General features: G+C 71.3%; 16 protein-coding genes and 2 pseudogenes. 9 read left to right on the top strand and 9 right to left on the bottom strand.

Annotation, left to right across the window (positions count from 1 at the left end):
* Nucleotides 1-3: 3 nt before the first annotated feature.
* Nucleotides 4-351, bottom strand: a complete 348-nt coding sequence (locus B6R96_RS00800) for a CU044_2847 family protein (protein ID WP_107475437.1) — start codon at nt 349-351, stop codon at nt 4-6.
* Between the two features lie 1,053 nt (nt 352-1,404).
* Entirely contained in the window at nt 1,405-1,971 is a 567-nt protein-coding gene (locus B6R96_RS00795; RefSeq protein WP_234431946.1) for a ribosome-inactivating family protein, read from the bottom strand.
* A 432-nt stretch (nt 1,972-2,403) separates the two neighbouring features.
* Here B6R96_RS00795 and B6R96_RS00790 point away from each other — a divergent pair, with 432 nt between their 5' ends.
* From B6R96_RS00790 to B6R96_RS00780, 3 genes and pseudogenes are all read left to right on the top strand, one after another.
* Complete coding sequence (locus tag B6R96_RS00790) at nt 2,404-3,504, top strand: serine hydrolase domain-containing protein (RefSeq protein ID WP_081521181.1); 1,101 nt, start codon at nt 2,404-2,406, stop codon at nt 3,502-3,504.
* A 273-nt stretch (nt 3,505-3,777) separates the two neighbouring features.
* Nucleotides 3,778-4,729, top strand: a pseudogene (locus tag B6R96_RS00785) (IS481 family transposase).
* Nucleotides 4,730-4,762: 33 nt separating this feature from the next.
* Nucleotides 4,763-5,146: a hypothetical protein gene (locus B6R96_RS00780; RefSeq protein ID WP_203351575.1), complete on the top strand. Its 384-nt coding sequence runs from the start codon at nt 4,763-4,765 to the stop codon at nt 5,144-5,146.
* A 5-nt stretch (nt 5,147-5,151) separates the two neighbouring features.
* Here B6R96_RS00780 and B6R96_RS38925 read toward each other — a convergent pair whose 3' ends face one another.
* From B6R96_RS38925 to B6R96_RS00755, 7 genes and pseudogenes are all read right to left on the bottom strand, one after another.
* Nucleotides 5,152-5,454, bottom strand: a complete 303-nt coding sequence (locus tag B6R96_RS38925) for a transposase (protein WP_384512739.1) — start codon at nt 5,452-5,454, stop codon at nt 5,152-5,154.
* A pseudogene (locus tag B6R96_RS38920) lies at nt 5,360-5,605 on the bottom strand (transposase); the annotation flags it as partial. The gene B6R96_RS38925 and the pseudogene B6R96_RS38920, both read right to left, overlap by 95 nt.
* Nucleotides 5,606-5,607: 2 nt before the next feature.
* Nucleotides 5,608-5,997 carry a transposase gene (locus tag B6R96_RS38915; RefSeq protein ID WP_443069876.1) on the bottom strand — a complete coding sequence of 130 codons (390 nt, stop codon included), beginning with the start codon at nt 5,995-5,997 and terminating at the stop codon, nt 5,608-5,610.
* A gap of 676 nt (nt 5,998-6,673) precedes the next feature.
* A complete protein-coding gene (locus tag B6R96_RS00770) occupies nt 6,674-7,450 on the bottom strand; it encodes an SDR family NAD(P)-dependent oxidoreductase (RefSeq protein WP_081521180.1) in 777 nt (258 codons plus the stop codon).
* A gap of 1,322 nt (nt 7,451-8,772) precedes the next feature.
* Nucleotides 8,773-9,696 (bottom strand): NADP-dependent oxidoreductase, encoded by a 924-nt coding sequence (locus B6R96_RS00765; protein ID WP_107475436.1) that lies wholly within the window; start codon nt 9,694-9,696, stop codon nt 8,773-8,775.
* Nucleotides 9,697-9,794: 98 nt separating this feature from the next.
* Entirely contained in the window at nt 9,795-10,199 is a 405-nt protein-coding gene (locus B6R96_RS00760) for a MerR family transcriptional regulator (protein WP_081521179.1), read from the bottom strand.
* A gap of 1,953 nt (nt 10,200-12,152) precedes the next feature.
* A complete protein-coding gene (locus B6R96_RS00755) occupies nt 12,153-13,112 on the bottom strand; it encodes a ScbA/BarX family gamma-butyrolactone biosynthesis protein (RefSeq protein WP_237291262.1) in 960 nt (319 codons plus the stop codon).
* Between the two features lie 488 nt (nt 13,113-13,600).
* Here B6R96_RS00755 and B6R96_RS00750 point away from each other — a divergent pair, with 488 nt between their 5' ends.
* The 6 genes from B6R96_RS00750 to B6R96_RS00720 all read left to right on the top strand — a co-directional run bounded on the left by B6R96_RS00750 (nt 13,601) and on the right by B6R96_RS00720 (nt 19,875).
* A complete protein-coding gene (locus B6R96_RS00750; RefSeq protein WP_081521178.1) occupies nt 13,601-14,959 on the top strand; it encodes a cytochrome P450 family protein in 1,359 nt (452 codons plus the stop codon).
* 120 nt (nt 14,960-15,079) lie between these two features.
* Nucleotides 15,080-15,760 carry a ScbR family autoregulator-binding transcription factor gene (locus B6R96_RS00745; protein WP_030390789.1) on the top strand — a complete coding sequence of 227 codons (681 nt, stop codon included), beginning with the start codon at nt 15,080-15,082 and terminating at the stop codon, nt 15,758-15,760.
* A gap of 173 nt (nt 15,761-15,933) precedes the next feature.
* Nucleotides 15,934-17,001, top strand: a complete 1,068-nt coding sequence (locus B6R96_RS38725; RefSeq protein ID WP_162498483.1) for a TetR family transcriptional regulator — start codon at nt 15,934-15,936, stop codon at nt 16,999-17,001.
* Between the two features lie 240 nt (nt 17,002-17,241).
* Entirely contained in the window at nt 17,242-18,141 is a 900-nt protein-coding gene (locus B6R96_RS00730) for an AfsR/SARP family transcriptional regulator (RefSeq protein ID WP_081521177.1), read from the top strand.
* A gap of 128 nt (nt 18,142-18,269) precedes the next feature.
* A complete protein-coding gene (locus B6R96_RS00725; protein WP_037861905.1) occupies nt 18,270-18,944 on the top strand; it encodes a ScbR family autoregulator-binding transcription factor in 675 nt (224 codons plus the stop codon).
* Between the two features lie 61 nt (nt 18,945-19,005).
* On the top strand, nt 19,006-19,875 hold the full coding sequence (locus tag B6R96_RS00720) for an AfsR/SARP family transcriptional regulator (protein ID WP_081521176.1): 870 nt from the start codon (nt 19,006-19,008) through the stop codon (nt 19,873-19,875).
* The last annotated feature ends 172 nt before the right edge of the window (nt 19,876-20,047 follow it).

Raw genomic sequence — 20,047 nt, 5'->3', positions numbered from 1 at the left:
GGATCAGTCCGTTCTCTCCTGGGAAGGAGGTTGGTCGAAGGCGTTGCGCTTCCACTTGACCGTCACCTTCAGGTGGCAGTGGGCGCCGGTCCTGGTGATCACGGCCCCTGCCTCGACCGCGAGGTCGACGCCGAACTCGACCGTGACCTCGTCCGGAGCGGCTTTGCGCACCTGTTCGAGCGTGGCGTGCGCAGCCGCGGTGACCGGCTTCAGAGCCTCTTGAAGGCTTCCCGGCATGTCGCGGATGGCATCGCTGAGTCGTCCGGCCTTCACAGGCCCGTCCGGCCCGGCCGGAGCCTCGATCAGAACGTAGCCCCCGCCGTCCAACGGAATTCGAGCCAGATCTGCCACGATTCCTCCTCGGCCCGTCTGGCCGTGCCTGGTAGTCGGCGATGAGAAGGGCACCGTAGGTCCTTGGTGCCGCCTCTGCCCCTCTCCGCCGCCACGGGCGACCTCTGACGGCTGATGGGGGGTTCAGGTCCCCGCGCGCCGGTGACGGTGCCACGCCACCCGCCCAGGAGGGCGCGTAGCCGGATGGGGATCGAGAACCGGGATGGCGACGGATTGATCATCAGTGTTGGGGACGGGCCCACGCGGGGGTCTCAGCCAGCGTGCTCAACCCCGGCAGGTGCCGCATCCCGGACTAGGCCGTATGGATCCGGTCTGCGCTGTGCGCCTAAGGGGGGAGAGCGGCTCGGGCTGGTTCCGCTGCCTTCGCCCTAACCCTGGACTGCCGCCGGGGCGATGGCTCCGGATGCTCCGCTGTGCGCCCGCGCGGCGTGCCTGACAACGCCCTCCTGGGCGAGTCGATGGCGCGGCGGACCGGCCGCAGTTGGCCCGCCGGCTGGTGCGCCGCGCCACGTAGATGTCCGCGCCACGATCGCCGCGTCCCAGGTGTGGACGTCGGACAGACCGTGGCCGACGCGCACCGGCAACCGCACGTGCATGGCTGGGTGTCGACCGAGACGTCACCGCCGTCACCACCGCCCAGCCCGCGCCGAAGCCGGCCCCGCACCTCGCCCTACGACCGGATCCGGGCCATGGTGACAGACGCTCTCGACGAGCGAGGCGTGTGCCCACTGTTGCTGGAGGCCCGACGGACCGCGGACCCTGGATGCTCACTGAACTTCCAGGGCCCTTGTCCTTCCGGGCTGCAGCCCGGCTCTCTGCCCTGCCTGCGGAGCCGCCGAGCCTTCTGCGCAAACGACAGCGCTGGCCTCGGCCATTCAGCGGCCGACTCGCTCCGCAATGCCGGAACGCGCTGGTTCTGACGTGATGCTGCGCTGGCGAGAAGGAATCCCGGATGGTGCCGGAATTTCGATGTGATCCTGAGGCGGGCTCGTTCGTTGTGCCCAACACCTCTGGAATGATGACCGTGTGATAATAGCGGGCGACCGCTCCGAACTACAGCCGTCCCCCAGTCATCCATATGCGTGACATCGCATCGGCCAGGGCGGGGTATCGGGCGGCCTCGCAGAGCATTTCCGACAGCACGAGCATTCCGTGGGCAGTGCTCCGCGGATTGCGGTTCGCGTGCAGCCGGACGACCGCGTCGGTCAGGGGCCGGCGCCCCAGCAGGATCCCCGCGCGCCGGACGGCGGCGGCCGTCTCCAGGTCGGCACGGCCTCCGCCGAACGGGAGAGTTTCCGTTCGGGGGATGCCCGGCGGGGCGACCGAGTCCCGCACGTGACGTACGTACGCCTCCGGTGGGGCCTGGCCGTTCTCGAAGATGTTCCGGAATCCGGCGAGACGCAGGCTCGTATTACGCGGGCGGAGCTCGATGTACAGCTCGATGAACAGACCCCGCAGTTGGATATGAAGGGGAAGGTAGGGCAGCATTTCGCCCTCCTTTCGCCCGGCTCCGCCGAAGAATCCCTGCGCATCCGCCACCTTCGACCGAATGGTCGATGTCAGGGATCGGTACTCGTCGGCCGAGGCGAGAGCCGGGGAAAACAGTATCGGTATCAGCATCGCGGCCGCCCTGTCAGGGGAGATGTCCAGAAATCGGAGTTCCCGTTGGTAATCTGACCGCAATCTCATGGATCCTGCTGCACTCGCGCATGCACATCACCACCTTCGCCATCATTCCGACCGCTGACGGGTTCGGTTCGATGCGTTCCTTTGTAGTCGTCCGGGTGGCGGCCAGGAGAATTGTTGGCCTCTGATGCTAAGAAAACACCGCCCGATCGCGGAAGGGACTTCCGCTGTTCGGCAGCGGCTGGCGGCGGGCGTTCGCCGGGGAGTGGCACGCTCCCGACCCGGGGGATGCGACGTGTCAAGGGGGGTGGCCGCCTTCTCGTCCGGGGGCCCGGCGCAATGATCTTGCGTCGGCATCCTGGCAGAGTCGTCGGCAAGTGACCGATCGGCCCCACGCGGGCCGGACCACGACCAGGGGGAAGCCTCGTGCACCGCAAGCGCATCGCCACCACCGTTCTCCTCGCCGCAACGACCATCGGGGCGTTCGTCCCCGCGGCGGCGGCCAGGCCACTCGACCCGGTACAGCGGCAGTTGGATCTGCTCGTCAACAGCGACGGGGTCCCGGGTGCCCTGGCGTACGACGGCAGGACGACGCGTACCGCCGGTGTCGCGGACGAGGAGTCGGGCCGTCCCATGGTCGATGCGCGCGGGCGCATCCGACTGGCCAGCAACACCAAGGCGTTCACCGCGGCAGCCGTGATGCGCCTGGTGGCGGACGGGCGGATACGGCTCGACGACCGCGCCGGCCGCTACGTACCGCAACTCGCCGAACGTGCCATCACCATCCGGCAGTTGCTCAAGCAGACCAGCGGATTGCCGGAGTACGCCACGCTGGCCGACTGGAGTCGGCCCGGCACCCCCGAGGACTACCTGGCCCTCGCGCTCAAGGAGAAGCCCGCCTTCGAGCCCGGCACGGACTGGGGCTACTCCAACACCAACTACCTGGCGCTCGGCATGGTGATCGACCAGGCGTCGGGTGTCGGCTTCCGGACGTACATCGAGCGCACGATTCTGCGCCCGCTGCGCCTGGACGACACCTACTGGCCCGCGCCGGGCGAGCTGTCCCTGCGCGGACCGCACGCCCGCAACTACGGCATCCACCCGGCTGCCCCGGAAGCCGGCCGGGTGGACGTCACCGAGCTTCCCGGATACGAATTCGGCGCATCCGGCGGCCTTGTCTCCACGCCCAAGGACCTCAACGCCTTCTGGGACGGGCTGTTGGGCGGCCGCCTCCTGCCCGACTGGGCGGTGCGCCAGATGACCCAGGACACCACCGCTGTCGGCGGGCGCGACGTCTACCCGGCTGGCAGCCGCTACGGCTACGGCATCGCCTCGACCCCGCTCAGCTGCGGCGGCGTCTACTGGGGCCACGGCGGCGATCTGCCCGGCAACTCGGTGGGCGGCGGCCGGGCCACGGGAGGCCGCGGCACCGTGACCGTCTACACGACGACCTGGGCGGCCGAGGGCGAAAGCCTCCGTCACCTCCAAGGCGCAGTGGACGCGGCCCTCTGCACCAAGCGCCGCTAGGCCGTCTCTTCCGGATCTTGTCGGGCCCGGGTCGCCCGGCACGGCGCCGCGCCGCGTCGTCGGGGCGCCCGAGTACGTCCAGTACTCGGGCGCCCCTCCGCCTTGCGTTGTACCGCACCGGACGCCCCGGGCTGATCCGACAAGATCCGAAAGAGACGGCCTAGGTGTGTTGTCCCGGGACGTTGGTGACACGCGTGTCGGGTTCTTGAAATGGGTGAGGGCCTCCGGGTTCGGTGTGGATTGCGACATCTGCACCGATCCGAGGAGGCCCTCGTGGTCCACCGTAATGCCCCGTTGACCGAGACCGGACGACTCCGTCTGGCCCGTTGTGTCGTGGACGACGGCTGGCCCGTGCGGCGGGCAGCCGAGCGTTTCCAGGTCAGCCACACCACCGCGGCCCGCTGGGCCGGCCGCTACCGCGCGCTGGGCGTCGCCGGAAAGAGTGACCGGACCAGCCGCCCGCACCACGAGCCGCTGCGGACCCGGGCCGAGATCGAGGAACACGTCCTGCGGCTGCGCCGCGAGCACCGGATCGGGCCGTTGAGGCCGACTGCCCGCTGCGGGATCGCACCTTCGACCGCGCACCGCATCCTGATTCGCCACGGCCAGCCGCCACTGGCCGCCCTGGACCGCGCCACCGGCGAACCGGTCCGCCGCTACGAACGGCAGCGGCCCGGCGAACTGGTACACATCGACGTCAAGAAACTCGGCCGGATCCCCGACGGCGGCGGCCACCATCCCTCGGCCGGGCCCAGGGCCGCCGCAACAAGACCGGCGCGGACTGGGCCTACCTCCACACCGCACTGGACGACCACACCCCCTCGCCTACACCGAAGACCTGCCCGACGAGACCGCCCCCACCTGCGCCGCGTTCCTCACCCGGGCCACCGCCTGGTTCGCGTCCCTCGGGATCACCGTCGAACGCGTCCTGACCGACAACGCCTGGGCCTACAGCAGAAACACCTGGCGCCAGACCTGCCATGACCTGGGCATCCAACCCCGCTGGACCCGCCCCTGGCGCCCCCGGACCAACGGCAAGGTCGAACGCTTCCACCGCACCCTGCTCGAGGAATGGGCCTACCAGCAGCCCTACACCTCAGACCGGCAACGCCAGGAAGCATTCACCGACTGGATCGACTGGTACAACCACCACCGACCCCACACCGGCATCCAAGGCCAAACCCCAGCCAGCCGCGTCACCAACCTCCCCGGACAACACACCTAGGGACTGTCTCTCAGATCCGCCCGTGAGATCGTCGTGCTCGTGATCGAGTCTTGGGTGATCAATGACGACAGCCCTATCCCTGTGTCGTCCGAGGTGGTGCCGGAGGCTCTTCGGTCGAGGATCGACAGAGGTGAGCTTGAGACGTGGCTGACCAGTTCGTCCGGACGGTCGCTGGCCTTCGTGACGAACACCGAGCGCGCGATGGTGATGCTGCTCGAAGACGAGGGCGATCCCGGCGAGCATGCCGTGGAGCCCAGGGCTCAGGGGTCGAGCGGCGGGTTCGTCCTCTCCAACGGGCAGGACGACGAGTATCCGGATCAGGACACCGTCCCCATCCGTGAGGCGTTCAGGCTCGTGAAGCAGATCGTTGCCACAGGGTCCTGGCCGACGGACGCGCGCTGGGTGGCCGATCGCTGAGTGGGCTATCGCCGGGCCCAGATGAGGATGGCGGCGAGGTGGAGTGCGGCCTGGTGGGCGATGGCGAGCTTGTCCGTCCGCATGGCCAGGCCGCGCCACTGCTTGAGCCGGTTGATGCACCGTTCGACCGCGTTGCGCTGCTTGTACGCCTCCGCGTCGAAAGTGGGCGGTCGGCCGCCCGCACGGCCTCGCCGCAGGCGGTGGCCGACCTGGTCGGACGGCTGGGGGGATGACCGCGCGGATTCCGCGTCGGCGGAGGTGGTTCCGGATCGCGCGGGATGAGTACGCGCGGTCCGCCAGGACGGCATCGGGTCGGGTCCTCGGTCTTCCCGGTCCGCTCCGCGGAACACGGATTGCGGCCATGACGGTCTCGAAGGCCGGGGCGTCGCCCGCCTGGCCTGCGGTGACGCGGACGGCTAAGGGCCGTGCACGGCTGTCGCTGGCGAGGTGGACCTTCATGCTCAGGCCGCCTCGGGAGCGTCCGAGTGCGTGGTCGTCGGGTTCGGCCCGGCCTGGAGCCCCTTTTTCCTGGCGCCGGCGGCGTGCTGGTGAGCTCGGCAGACAGTGGAGTCCACCGACACGGTCCAGCCGATGTCGTCAGCACCCTCGACCGCTGCCAGGACCGCGGCAAGGATGCGTTCCCAGGTGCCGTCCACGGCCCACCTGATCAGGCGTTTGAGAGCAGTCCGGAACGAGCCGAGCTCGTCCGGCAGATCGCGCCAGCGTGAGCATGTGCGGTACTTCCACGCGATGGCCTCCAGGGTTCGGCGGTGATCGGCCCACCGCCGACCGCGGACCGCATCGGCCGGCACCAGCGGCTCGATCCGGCCCCACATCACATCAGTGATCACTAACCGGACGGACACATCCGATCAACTGACCAACCGATCAACGAGACACGCTCTAGGCGCGGGCGCTCTCCTTCTCGATTCCCGAGGGCCGCCTCCGGGCCGGCCACTGGACTCACGCCCGCGGACTGGCGGACGCCTGAACCCTGGTACCGGTGGAGATGGTGTAGCGATGACTGGCGATCCAGTGAGCACTGGCGCGGTCGCCTATCTGCAACGCAACCGCTTGGTCCCTCAACTGCACGGCGGCCCGATGTGCCGTGCGGATCCGGGGAGTCGGCCGGTCGACGCCGCTGCTTCTTCAGGTCCCGCCGACGGAGAACGCACTGGCCCGCTTGTCACGCCGGCACCGATTCGCTGGCTGGCACGACCGACCTCGGGTGCGCCGCCCAGCGCCTCGTGGAGCAGTTCACCGCAACAAGACGGTGCGGCTCGACCACCTCCGGGCACGGCACGGCCGCGGGGACGAGGCGATCGAGGATGGAGATTCTCCGGGCTCACTCCGAGAAGCAGTACCTGGCACGCGGCGTCGTACGTTGCCCAGCTGCTGACCGGTGCCGAACACACGGTTCGAGGAGGCTGTCGCGGTCCTTCGACCCCACACCCCTGCCCATAGCCACGACCTGGCCGGGTACCTCATTCGTCTCGGCCGCATCGAAGTCGGGTGTGTGGGTGGGGGTCAGTGGGTGGTCCAGCCGCCGTCGATGGAGAGGGTGGTGCCGTGGATGTAGGAGGCGCGGTTGCTGGAGAGCCAGGCGGCGGCTTCGGCGATTTCGTTGGGGTGGGCGTGGCGGGGGAGGGGGGTGTGGTTGAGGAGGGTGGTTTCGATGGTGGGGTTTTGTTGGAGCCAGTTGGTGATCATTTCGGTTTGGGTGGTGCCGGGGGCGATGGCGTTGATGCGGATGTTGTGGGTGGCGTATTCGTAGGCGGCGGCTTTGGTGAGGCCGATGACGGCGTGTTTGGAGGCGATGTAGGGGGCGGTGACGGGGGTTGCGACGAGGCCTGCGGTGCTGCTGTTGTTGATGATGGTGCCGTGGCCGTGGGTGAGCATGGCGGGTATTTCGTGGCGCATGCTGTTCCAGATTCCGCGGACGTTGGTGTCCATGATGGTGTCGTAGATGTTTTCGTGGAGGAGGTGGAGGGGGGCGGGGGTGGCGCCGATGCCGGCGTTGTTGAAGGCGGTGTCGAGGTGGCCGTAGGTGGTGATGGCTTGTTGGACGGCGTGGGCGATTTGTTCGGTGTGGGTGACGTCGGCGATGACGTATTGGGCGTGGTGGCCTTGGGTTTGTAGTTCGTCGGTGAGGTCGGCGAGTTGTTTTTCGCGGCGGGCGACGAGGGTGACGGCGGCGCCTTCGCGGCAGAAGATGCGGGCGGCGGCGGCTCCGATGCCGGAGCTTGCGCCGGTGATGAGTGCGGATCTGCCTTCGAGGAGCTTGGGTTGGGTTCCGGCGGTCATCGCGTGACGGTAACACGGTGGATTGGGGGGTTGTGGTGTTCGGTGGGGGTGGGTTGGTGTTGGTGACGGGGGGTGCGGGGTTTGTGGGTTCTGTGGTGGTGGAGAGGTTGGTGGGGTGGGGTGTTGGGGTGAGGGTGTTGGTGCATCGGGCGGGGGTGTCGCGGGTGGGGGTGGAGGTGGTGCGGGGGATTTGGTGCGGCCGGGTTCGTTGCGTGGGGTGTGTGAGGGGGTGTCGTCGGTGTTGCATTTGGCGTCGCGGATCGGGGGGTCGGTGGGGGAGTTGGAGGCGGTGAATGTGGAGGGGACGCGGGCGTTGTTGGGGAGGCGGCGCGGGCGGGGGTGGAGCGGGTGGTGCAGTTGGGGACGGCGGGGGTGTATGGGGATGGGGTGCATCGGGGGTGGTGGAGGGGGAGTTGGTGGAGTGTCCGGGGTCGGTGACGAGTGTGACGCGGTTGGCGGGGGAGCGGTTGGTGTTGGCGGCGGGTGGGACGGTGGTGCGGCCGCATTTGGTTTTCGGGCGGGGGGATCGGTGGGTGGTGCCGGGGTTGGTGGAGTTGTTGGGGCGTGTGCCGGTGTGGGTGGAGGGTGGGCGGGCGCGTTTGTCGTTGGTTTCGGTGGATGTGTTGGCGGGGGTGTTGGCGGAGTTGGCGGTGGGGGTGGGCGGGTGGGGGTGGGGTGTTGCATGCGGGGCATCCGGAGCCGGTGAGTGTGCGGGTGTTGGTGGAGACGGTTGCGGGTGCGTTGGGGTTGGGGTTGCCGGTGGGGGAGGTTGATCTGGCGGGGCGTTGGAGTGGGTGGGGGGTGCGCAGGGTGGGGTGTTGGCGCGGCGGGTGCGGTTGGTGGGCGTTGATCGCTGGTATGACAGTGGGCGGTTGTGGTCGCAGGTGAGGGTTTCGCCGGGGCCTGGGTTCGTGGAGGCGTTCGCGGAGTGTGCTCCGTGGTACCGGTCGGTGCTGTCGGGCGGGAACCCTGCCTGACGGCCCCGATGCTCTCCCCCTCCTGGGCCGGCCCATGCGCCCTGGGCGCCGCCACGGGTTTGGCAGGGCGTGAACATCGTGTGTCACGCAGTGTGTTGTCCGCCGGAGAGCCGGGCTGGGTCTTCCTTGTGTCCGGTGTCTTGGGCCCCGGGTGGTGGGGTGGTGGCTTGGTGTGGGCGCGGGCTGGTGGCGTACCGGTGAAGGGGTTCGACTCGGTACAGGTGAATGTGCTCGGTCGATGGTGCGCCGACCGTGGGTCACGTTCGTCCCGGCTCTGCCTCGGGAGGTTGTCGTTCTTGGCGGTCCGCCTTGGCCGGTTGACGTTGTCGGGTGGCCGGGTGTTTCTTATGTCACCTTGATGACGGTCTTGCCGGTGGTGTGGCCGTTCTCGACGGCGGCGAGGGCGGCCGGGGCTTCGGAGAGCGGATGGACTGCGGTGATTGCGGGTGTGAGGAGTCCGTCGAGGGCGAGTCGGGCTGATCGCTCCAGGTTCTTGCGGTCGAGGCGGCGCTCGACGAAGCGCCCGCCGAGATCGGGCACGGATGTGTCGCTGACGGCAATGATGTTGCGGGGGTCGCGGGCCAGGGGAGCGATGGTTCGCAGTGAGGTGCCTGCGACCAGGTCGACGATCGCGTCGAAGCCGTCCGGAACGAGCTTGCGTGCCGCGGCGGCGACGTCCTGGGTGGTGTAGTCGATGAAGAGCGCCCCCAGGCTCTCGGCGTGTTCGCGTTTGGCGGTGCTCCCGGTGCCGATCACGTGCAGCCGGCGTCCGATGGCCAGCCGGGTGACGGCGAGGCCGACTCCGCCTCCGACTCCGTTGACCAGGACCGTGGCGCCGGCGGGGAGTCCGAGTTGGTCGAGGACGTCCACCGCGGTCGTCCCGGCCACCGGCAGTGTTGCCGCCACGGTTGCGGACAGGCCCGCCGGGATGCGCGCGGTGTTCGCCGCGGACAGCACCGTGGTCTGGGCGTAGGTGCCGCCACCGGTCAGCGCGAAGCCGAAGACTGCGTCGCCCACCTCGAGCCCGGTGACGTCCTGGCCCCGGGCGAGAACGGTTCCGGCTGCCTCCATGCCCAGCACGCGGGGAAAGGGACGCCCGCCGTCGAGCCCGTCGACCGGGCCCGAGCGCAGCAGGTGGTCGAGGGGATTGACGCCGGCGACGTCGACCCGGATCAGTACCTCACCGCGACCGGGTACGGGATCGGGGCGATCGAAGAACGCCTGCACCTCGGGCCCGCCGTGCCTGTCGAAACCCCATGCCTGTCCCATCTTCCGCCGCCTCTCGTACGACCGGCCCGCTGAATGCGGGCGCTGTCGCCACCCTCACCCCTGCCACTGATGTCAGGGGCAACACGATGAGATGCAGGTCACAGCATCAGGTCGGCTGCGCCGCCGGTTGTCGGGGCCGTGGACAGCTGCGCCCGGTGCCGGCTGTTGGCCCTGATCAGTGCGTCGAGTGCATCCCGGGTCTCGATCAGGTGCGCGATATCGGCGTCGATCCGGTCGCGCTCGCGCATCATCGCCGTGAACGTCTCCTCGGCGACGCCCGGGTCACCGGGGATGTCCACACACGGCAGCACGGTCGCGATCACCCGGCTGGACAGCCCCGCGTCGAACAACTGCCTGATGAGCGCCACGCGCTGGACCGCAGCATCGGCGTAGTGACGCTGCCCCGCGTCGGAGCGTGAGCTGGTCAGCAGCCCCTGGTCCTCGTAGTACCGCAGTGAGCGCGGGCTCACGCCCGTGCGCCGGGCAAGCTCGCCTATCCGCATCCCGCAGAGCCTACGCCCGCGACCTGCGGGTGCGGAGCGCCGATGCGTCATGGTCGCCTGCGGACACCCCCTACCGCGGCAGGGTTGCCGTGCCCGCCGCCCCACGGCTGAGCACGTTCGCCCGTACACGGCTGAGCCCTTGTCGCCGTATGCCGGCACGGGCTGCCGCCAGGGGGCTCGGTGCGGCGCCCGGGGACGGGGGCACGCCCGGCTTCGGCGCCCCGCGGCCCATGACGCCGCCACATCCCACTCGGTGGGCGTGAACTTCTGCTGCCGCCGGGGGTGTTGCCAGGCCGGGGGCAGCCGGGTCGGGTCGTCCTTGTGTCCGGTGTCTGCGTCCCCTGGTTCCGGGGCGGGGGGCCTGGTATGGATGCGGGCTGCCGTCAGGGGGTGGCCGGTCGGAGGTCCTGGGCCGGGTGACCCTGCTGTCCGGGGACCGGTGGCCCGGGTCCCGGGTCCTGGGTCGTGGCCGTGCGTGAACACCGGATGGGCGCGGGTGCTGTCGGGTCGGTCGCCCGGGTCGGGCGGCCCCTGGTTTCGTGCCTGAACTTTCGTGCCGGGTTGCGGCCCCGGCGTGGACATCGGCTGCCGCAGGGGCGTGTCTGTCCCGATGCCCGGGGCGGGATCCCGTCCCGTGCCCGCACGCCCCTGGTTTACCGGCAGGGCCTGGGCGTGCGCATCGTGCGCTTGGGCGGGTGTGGTGCGGTCGGTGTCCGGGCCGGGTCGCCCCTGCGTTCCGTTGCGTGCCGTTGCGTTTCGTTGCCTGCGCCCCTCCGGGCCCTCGTTACGGGCCCTGGCGTGAACGGGGCTGCCGTGCGGGGCTGTCGGGCTGCTCGCCCGGCACCGGACACCCCCGTTTCGGTGTGGTGCAGGTGCGCAGGGCGGCGGCTCCGGCATGAACATGGGCGGTGGTGGGGGAGGTTGTCGGGGCGGCCGTCCGCGGATGAGCCTCCTCCGCTTCGGGGACTGCGCCCCCACGTGCCGTGCCGTGCCGTGCCGGGGCGTTGGTGTGGACTGCGGTTGCTGCAGGGGGTCCGACCGATCCCGTCCGGGCGGCCGCACCGTGTTCGGCCGCTGCGTGCCGGGTTTCCCGGGCGGCGGCTGGGGTGCGGGGCCGCTCCGAGGTCCCGGCCGGACACTCTGGTGCGGCGTGCCTGCCCGCGCCGTGGTGCGGGGCGATGGTCCTGGCGTGAACCACGGGCTGCTGCGGGGGCCCGGCGTGGACAGCGGCTGATGCGAGGGGGCCGGCACGACGCCCCGGACCGGAGCCCCGGCTGCGCTGGGCGCGCTCTTGGCGCCGTCATGGCTCCGGCTGGCGTGAACGTCGTTGTCGGTAAAGGGTGCTGTCCCCGGGCAGCCGATGCGAGTCCATCCCGGTGCCCCCGGTGTTCGCGCCCCCTGGTTCAGGGACGGGGGCCCGGTGTGGACGCGGGCTGCTGCGGGGGAGGTGTCCGGTCGGTTGCCCGGGTCGGCTCCCCCCTTTGTTGGGCGTGCTGCGCCCCGTGGTGGGGGGCGTTCGGTGCCGCTGGGAGTGGTCCCCGCCGGTGTTCCGGCCGGGGGTTCCTGCGGCGCCGACTGGGCCGGTGGTGTGCGGGGGCATGGGGCGGGACCCCCGGTGTGAACGGTGTCGCGTGGTGGGGGGTGTTGTCCGGTCGGGGGTGGCGAGGCCGTTGCCGGGGGAGGTGTTTCCCCTTTTGTGCGGGCGGGTGTGCGCCTGCCTGTCCGCCCCCGGCCCCCGGTGTGAACGGTGTTGCGTGCTGGGGGTGTTGCCCGGTCGCGGTGGTGAAGCCGCCCTCCGGGGAAGGTGTGCCCGCTCTTGTGCGGGCGGGGTGTGTGCCTGTCGGCTCGCCCCGCCCCGGCTCCCGATGTCCGCGCTGCCCCCGCCGTTCCCGCGGCACCCCCGACCCCGACGCCCGCGGCCCGACCCCGACGTCGGACGCCGGACAGCGGTGGTCAGGTGGTGGTTGCGGTGACGGTGGAGCGGAAGATGGTGCGGTTTTCCTGGTGGCCGGTGATGGCGACGTGGCCGGGGGCGGTGAGGGTGGCGTCGATCCAGCAGGGGGCGTCGAGTTCGGCGTAGTGGTGGAATTCGGTGGCGATGGCGGCGGGCGTGAAGGTGGCGGGGGCGTGGAGGGCGCTGGCGGCCTGGCGGGCGGCTTCGACGAGGACCATGCCGGGGTGGTGGTCGTTGGCGTGTTCGAAGAGGATGGGGTGGTCGAGGTCGGGGTTGAGTTGCCAGCGGCCGGGGTGGTCGGTGGGGGCGAGGACGACGTCGAAGGGCAGGAGCCGGCCGGTGGTGTGGGCGGGGACGGGGGTGCGGCGGGGCAGGGGGCGGGTCAGGGCCAGGCGGCCGCGGTCGCCGCGCAGGCGGCGGTAGGTGGCGGGGGCGACGCAGGAGAAGCGGGCGGTGCCGCGGGCGGCGAGTTCGCCGTTGCGGTGGATGTCGACGCTGAGGTAGCCGGAGAACCGGTTGCCCTTCCAGCCGAAGTCGGTGCACAGGGCGTTCATGGTGAGGTCGCTGGGGCCGCGGCCGATGCGCAGGTGTTCGGGGCGGGTGGTGAAGTCCAGGCTCCACAGCAGGACGTTGTGGCCGAGGGGGACTCCGTAGACGGCGTGGCAGAGGTAGAGGCCGACCTGGCGGACGGTCTCGCCGGCCTGGACGGGGTCGTGGCCGGTGCCGTCGGCGCTGGTGAAGAAGGTGTGGGCGCGGGGCCACTGCCCGGTCAGGGTGAAGGTGTCCTGGCCGGTGCGTTCGCAGCCGGTCAGGAAGACCTCGGCCAGTGAGCTGCGGTGGACGTATTCCCGGGGCACGGTGGTGGTCAGCTGGCGGGCGTCGTTGCAGCGCATCCATGGCTGCTCCGTCCCGGGCAGGGGCAGGACGGGCGCGTGCTTTCCGATCGTCAGCATGGTCATGACTTCTCCCGCAGAGCCGTTCGACGGATGGGACGGGTTGCGCTCGCGAGACGCAAGATACGTACTCTCCGGTTTTGTTTGCAAGGAGCTCAGCCGGGCAGGATGCGGCCCGCACGTCGCCCCGGCGGCCCGCCGGGCGCCCTCCGGGAGGGCTGTCAGGACCTGGACCAGCGGATATCCGACAGGGTGCGGCCGCAGGGGACGCGCACACCACCGCCCCAAGTGGGAACCGTGGTTCCGGTCATATGCGCCGGTCGGACAGGGTGCGGGCGCCGTCCGTTCAACCAGGCCCCCGCCAGGGCGACTTCGGGGGACCGGATGCGGCGGGCCGGGTCCCGAAAACCATTGGCATGCGGGTCGGGTCGTGTCAGACTCGGGGCCGCCGCCGGTGAAACAGAAACCGGATGGGCGGTTTTGGAATACGGGGTGTGGACACGCCGCTGCACCCTGTCGCCGATCTGCCGCCGTCCATCCTGGAGAGTTGTGAGATGAACCGTCAGTGCCCTTTTGCGATCGACGCCCTGGGCGGGGACGTGCACGCCGAGGCCGCGCGCGTGCGTGAACAGGGGCCCGCGACACGGGTCCTGCTGCCGGGCGGGGTCAGTGCCTGGGCCGTGGGCCGCGCGGCCGACATGCGCCGGCTCCTGGTGGACCCGCGGGTCTCCAAGGACGCCTACCGCCACTGGCCGGCCTGGATCAGCGGCGAGGTGGGGGAGCAGTGGCCGCTGGCGATCTGGGTCTCGGTGCAGAACATGATCACCGCCTACGGCAGCGAGCACGCCCGGCTGCGCAGACCGGCGGCGGCCGCGTTCACCGCCCGACGGGCGGCCGGCCTGCGCCCCCGGATCGAGGAGGTGGTCGGTGAACTCCTGGAGGACCTGGCCGCCTCGGCGCCCGGTGGCGCGGTGGACCTGCGCACGCGGTTCGCCCACGAGCTGCCGACCCGGATCGTCTTCGAGCTGTTCGGGATACCGGAGCACTCCTGGGGCCCGCTGCACAAAATCATCAACGCGTTCTTCGACACCGGTATCACCGCCGAGGAGGCGCAGCGCAACGCGGCCGATCTGGACGTGGTGATGGCGGACCTGGTCGCCCACCGCCGCCGCCACCCCGGCGACGACATGACCAGCGCACTCATCGCCGCCCGCGACACCGCCACCGACCCCCGCACCGCCACCGACCCCCGCACCGCCACCGACGCCCGTACCGCCACCGACGCCCGTACCGCTACCGCTACCGCCGCCGATGCGGGTGCGGGTGCGGGTGCGGAGGGGGCGGGGTTGAGCGAGAAGGAGCTCGTCGACAGCCTGATCCTGCTCTTCACGGCCGGTTACGAGACCTCCGTCAACCTGATCTGCACGGCCCTGCACGAACTGCTGCGCAATCCGGCGCAGTTGGCGCTGGTGCGGGCGGGGTTGGCTTCGTGGGAGGACGTGGTGGAGGAGGCGCTGCGGATCGAGCCGCCGGCCTTCTACGGGCTGCTGCGTTTCGCGGTGGAGGACATCGACATGGGGGAGGGGGTGGTGATCGGGCAGGGTGATCCGATCCTGATCTCCTTCGGTTCGGCGGGGCGTGATCCCGAGGTGCACGGCGCGGACGCCGACCGCTTCGACGTGCTGCGGGCGACGCGGGGGCAGCATCTGTCGTTCGGGTTCGGCACGCATCACTGCCTGGGTGCGACGCTGGCGCGGCTGGAGTGCGCGGTGGCGGTGCGGCGGTTCTTCGAGACGTTCCCGGCGGCGGCTCTGGCGGGGGCGGGGGAGTTGGGGCGGGTGGAGTCGTTCATCTCCAACGGGCTGCGGGAGTTGCCCGTGGTGCTGGGTCCCAGGGCGCCCGTGGCCGATTGACCGCGTCGGGGCGACGCCTGGCCTGCTTGAAAAGAATCGGACCTTCTGGTTGGTTTTAATGGGGCGGTGGATCCGCGCGGTGGATCCGGCCGTATTGGACCATGGACAACGGAGGCACCGGTGGCACGGCAGGAGCGTGCGGTACGTACGCGTCGCGCGATCTTGGAAGCGGCGGCGGCGGTCTTCGACGAGCGCGGTTACGACGCGGCCACCATCGCGGACATCCTCGCGCGGGCGGGCGTCACCAAGGGCGCCCTGTATTTCCATTTCTCCTCCAAGCAGGAGCTGGCGCAGGGCGTCCTGGACGAGCAGTTCGCCGAGGGCGGGGTGCCCCACCGGGAGAGCAAGCTGCAGGAACTGGTGGACGTCGCGATGGTGCTGGCGTACCGGATGAAGCGCGAGCCCATGCTCAGCGCGGGTGCCCGGCTCTCTCTGGGGCCGGGCATGCGCGACATCTTCGGCGGGGGTTCGGTGCCGGGCTGGATCGAGTTCACGCGGACCCTGCTGGTGCGGGCGAAGGAGCAGGGTGAGCTGCTGCCGCACGTGGATCCCGCCGAGACGGCCTGGATCCTGTCCGCCTGCTGGACGGGCGCGCAGATCTACTCGCAGACCCTGAGCGACCGCAGCGACATCGAGCAGCGGGTGGCCGCCGTCTACCAGCACATCTGCCCGAGCATCGCGACGCCCGCGATGCTCGCCAGGCTCGACATCGCCGGCGACCGGGGGGAGCGGGTGAGCGCGGAGATGCGGCGCGGGCCCGGCCGGGGGGCGGCGCAGGAGAGCGAACCGGCCCTGTCCTGAGGCCCGCCCGCCCCCTGCCCGCCCGAGGGCGGCCCCCGGTGGGGCGGGTGGGGCCGGTGGGGCCGGCCGGCTCCAGCGGGACGCGAGCGGGGCTCCGGTGGCGGCGCGGACCGTGACCGGAACGATCTTTACACCCCCTTGGGCAAACCGCGTTGGCGGTTTGTGGAGACTCCATGGTCAAGCAGGAACGTGCGGCCCGTACGCGGGAGGCGCTGGTGCGTGCGGCCGCGGAGGTGTTCGCCGAGGAGGGGTTCACCGCCGCGTCGATCGCGGTGATCAGCCGCCGGGCCCGGGTCAGCGCCGGGGGACTGCACTTCCACTTCGCCGGCAAGACCGTCCTGGCCCGCGCCGTCCAGGACCGGGCCGCGCAGGCCCTGTCGCGCATCACGGCCGGCCCGGCCGTACCACCGACCGCCCCCGCCTCCGCCCCGACCACCCCCGGACCGGGTCCGACTACCGCCCGGACCACCACCGCCCGGACCACCACCGCCCGGACCACCACCGCCCGGACCACCACCGCCCGGACCACCCCCGCGCCGGGTCCGGCCTCCGCGCCGGGTCCGGCTCCCGCATCCGCGCCGACCGCCCCCGCCTCCGCCCCGGGCCCCGCCCCGGGCCCCGCCCAGGGCCCCGCCCCCGCCTCCGCCCCGGGTTCCGCCCCCGCCTCCGCCCCGGGCCCCGCCTCCGCCCCGTCCGCCCCCGCACCGGGCCCTGCCTCCGCAGCGACCACCCCGGCCCCCGTCCCGGGCCCGGACGGGAGCGCGGGCACCGGCGCAGACCCGGGCGGGAACGCAGGCGGGAGTGCGGGCGCCGGTTCGGGCGGGGGTTCGTTGCAGGTGCTGGTGGACTCCACGCACCGGCTGATGGCCCTCCTTGCGCACGACGCGGTGGTGCGGGCCGGGTTCGCGCTGTGCGCGGACCCCTCCTTCGACGGGACGGCGGACCTGCGCCGGCAGTGGCGGCTGTGGGTCGAGGCGGCCGTGGCGGCCGCGGCCCGGGAGGGCCTGCTCGCCGAGGGGCTCCTGCCCGAGGACGCGGCGCGCGGGGTGGTGGCCGCGACGGTGGGGCTGGAGGTCCTGGGCGCCTACGACCGGCAGTGGCTCGCACCGCACACCCTGACCCGGTTCTGGACGCTGATGCTGCCGCGGCTCGCCTCGCCCCCGGCCCTGGACGCCCTGCTGCCGCAGGGATCGCCCGGCAGTGCCGCCCCACCCCCCGACCCGGACACCGAATCAGACTGAACGGTCTCTTTCAGGTGGGGTCCGCCACCCTCCTGTGACCCTCGTCGAGGGGGTGATCGAGGCGTCCTGAAGCCGCCCCACCGCACCCGAACCCACCCGAAATTCCAGGCCAGCAAAGGTTTCTGACGTTCCGTCGGACATGATCGACCATCAAAACAGCACGACCGGTTTGATATTGACAAACCGCCGGTCCTGTTTTCTACTGGCTGTGCGACTCATCCAAGGACAGGGGAGTACGGCGTGGACATCGATGTACTGGGCGCGTTGGCGGTGCGGGAGAACGGAATCTCCATCACGCCGACCGCCCCCAAGCCCCGGCAGGTCCTGGCCCTCCTGGCCCTCCATGCCGATCAGGTGGTACCCGTATCGGCACTGATAGAGGAACTGTGGGCGGGCGAACCGCCGCGCAGTGCCCGCACCACACTGCAGACCTACGTCCTGCAGTTACGCGCCCTCATCGCCGGCGCCCTCGAACGCGGCACCGCCACCGCCACCGGCCCCGACGCCGGGGCCGACGACGACACCCCCACCGGTACGGGTGCGGGTGCGGGTGCGGGGCGGGTGGTGCGGACCGCCAAGGACATCCTGGTCACCCTGCCCGGCGGATACCTCCTCAGCAGCGGCGGCGGAACCCTCGACGTCCGCGAGTTCGACCGCCTCGCCGGCACCGGCTACCGCGCCATGGACGCCGGCGACTTCCCCGGCGCCGCCCGCCTGCTGCGCGAGGCCCTGGCCCTGTGGTCCGGACCCGCCTTCGCCGACGTACAGGGCGGAATCCAGCTCGACATGGAGACCAGACGCCTGGAAGAGACCCGGCTGTGCGCCCTGGACCAGCGGATCGAGGCCGACCTGCGACTGGGACGCCACCGCGAACTCCTGGCCGAACTGACCGTCCTGGTCACCCGCTACCGCACCCACGAGAACCTCCACGGACAGTTCATGCTCGCCCTGCACCGCTCCGGCCGCCGCGGCGAGGCACTGGACGTCTACCAGCGACTGCGCGCCACCCTCGTGCGCGAACTGGGACTGGAACCCTCCATCGCCCTGCGCCGCCTGCAGCGCTCGATCCTGATGGCCGGACCCGAGAGCCCGGCCGAGGCCCACGCGGAGCCCGGCGGCGAAAGGCTCGTACGGGTCTGACGCCCGACCACCCCCGCCCGCCGGGGGCGGCCGAAAAAGGGGCACGACCCGGCCCGGCCCCGGGACACACCACAGGTCCCCGCGGCCGGGAACACGAGGACCTCCACGGGGCGAGAGGAGACGACGCGGTGCAGGAGAGGTCGGAACGGACCCGCAGGCGCCTGGTCCACGCCGGGGCCGAAATGTTCCACCGCAACGGCTACGCCAACGCCACACTCGGCGAGATCGCGGCCGCCGCCGGGGTCACCAAGGGAGCCCTCTACTTCCACTTCGCCTCCAAGGACGAACTCGCCGAAGCCGTCCAGCAACGCGGCTGCGCCCTGCTCCACGACGCCGTGCGCACCCTGCGCCAGGACGGCGTCTCACCCCTGCAGGCCCTGATCGACATCACCCACTGGCTGGCCTGGACCCTCCACGAGGAACCCGCCATCCCCGCCAGCTTCCGCATCACCAAGGAATGCGGCCAACCCGCCCCGCGGGGATGCACCCCGACCCGGCCCGCCGTCGTCGACTTCCACCGGGCCTGGATCTCGGCCGTCTCCACACTGCTGCGCCTGGCCCGCGACGCGGGCGAGCTCCCCGCGGCCGGCCGCCGCTGGGAGAGCGCCCAGGCCCTGGTCGCAGCCGCCGCCTGCGGCATCGAAACCATGTCCGCCACCGGCATGTCCTACGCCGAACTCCAGGGCAAGGTCGCAGCCCTGTGGGCCCTGCTGCTGCCCAGCCTCGTGGCCGTCGGACGCGAACGCGAATACCAGACCGAGGCCGAGTTCACCGGCGCCCAGGCCGTCCGCATCGGATGGTGAGCACCACCGCGACCCGCCCACCGCACACGCCCCGCCCCGCAGGAACCGGGGCCGGCAGACCGTGAGGATCCAGCTCCTGGGCCCGCTCGGCGCCGAGATCAACGGGAACTCCGTCCTGCCCACCGCCCGCAAACCCCGCCAACTCCTCGCCCTCCTCGCCCTGCACCCCGGACGGCTGCTGCCCGCCGGCACCCTCATCGAGGAGATCTGGGGAACCGACCCGCCCCCCGGCGCACCGGCCACCCTGCAGACCTACATCCTCCAACTGCGCCGCCACCTGCACACCGCCCTCACCACCAACACAGGTACGGGTACGGGTACGGGTACGGGTGCCGGTACGGGAGGGGGCCGACCCCGCGGCGCCAAGGACGTCCTCACCGGCCGCCACGGCGGCTACCTGCTGCGGATCCCCGCCCCGTCCGTGGACGTCCACACCTACGAGAGCCTCCTCGCTCACGGCCACCGCAGCTACGAGCAGGGCGACGACCACAGCGCCGCCACCGCCCTGCGCACCGCACTCGCCCTGTGGCAGGGCCCCGCACTGGTCGACGTCACAACGGGACCGATCCTGCGGATCGAGGTACTGCGCCTGCAGGAAAGCCGCCTGGGCACCACGGAACGACGCATCGACATGGACCTGCGACTGGGACGCCACACCCAGCTCCTGGCCGAACTCACCGAACTCACCGCCCGCCACCCCCGCCACGAGCCCCTGCACGCACAGGCGATGGTCGCCCTCTACCGCTCCGGCCGCCAGGCCCGAGCCCTCGACGTCTACCGCAGACTGCGCACCCGCCTCATCGAGGACCTCGCCGTCGAACCCTCACCACCCCTGCAACGCCTGCACCAGGCCGTGCTGAACGTCGACCCCGCCCTCACCGTCCGGGCCGGACCCCGACGCGCCTCCACCTTCGACCTCTACGCCCGCTGACCCCCACACCCGCCCCGCGCCCCGGCCCCCTCGCGCGAACCACGACCGCACACCACAACGAACCCCGGCGCGGACACGGGCCGCGCCGCGTACCCCGGCTGCGCCGCGTACCCGCGTACCCGCGTACCCGCGTACCCGCGTACCCGTACGCCCGAATCACCGCGCCCGCCGG

This window comes from Streptomyces sp. Sge12 (genome assembly GCF_002080455.1).
In the GTDB taxonomy this organism is placed as follows: Bacteria; Actinomycetota; Actinomycetes; order Streptomycetales; family Streptomycetaceae; genus Streptomyces.
This window is presented reverse-complemented; position numbering and strand designations above follow the sequence as displayed.

Excerpts from the sequence above, each read along its gene's own strand:
- B6R96_RS00795 (WP_234431946.1), bottom strand. The coding sequence starts at position 1,971 with ATGCTGATACCGATACTGTTTTCCCCGGCTCTCGCCTCGGCCGACGAG.
- B6R96_RS38925 (WP_384512739.1), bottom strand. The coding sequence starts at position 5,454 with ATGCCGTCCTGGCGGACCGCGCGTACTCATCCCGCGCGATCCGGAACC.
- B6R96_RS00770 (WP_081521180.1), bottom strand. The coding sequence starts at position 7,450 with ATGACCGCCGGAACCCAACCCAAGCTCCTCGAAGGCAGATCCGCACTC.
- B6R96_RS00765 (WP_107475436.1), bottom strand. The coding sequence starts at position 9,696 with ATGGGACAGGCATGGGGTTTCGACAGGCACGGCGGGCCCGAGGTGCAG.
- B6R96_RS00760 (WP_081521179.1), bottom strand. The coding sequence starts at position 10,199 with ATGCGGATAGGCGAGCTTGCCCGGCGCACGGGCGTGAGCCCGCGCTCA.
- B6R96_RS00755 (WP_237291262.1), bottom strand. The coding sequence starts at position 13,112 with ATGACCATGCTGACGATCGGAAAGCACGCGCCCGTCCTGCCCCTGCCC.
- B6R96_RS00750 (WP_081521178.1), top strand. The coding sequence starts at position 13,601 with ATGAACCGTCAGTGCCCTTTTGCGATCGACGCCCTGGGCGGGGACGTG.
- B6R96_RS38725 (WP_162498483.1), top strand. The coding sequence starts at position 15,934 with ATGGTCAAGCAGGAACGTGCGGCCCGTACGCGGGAGGCGCTGGTGCGT.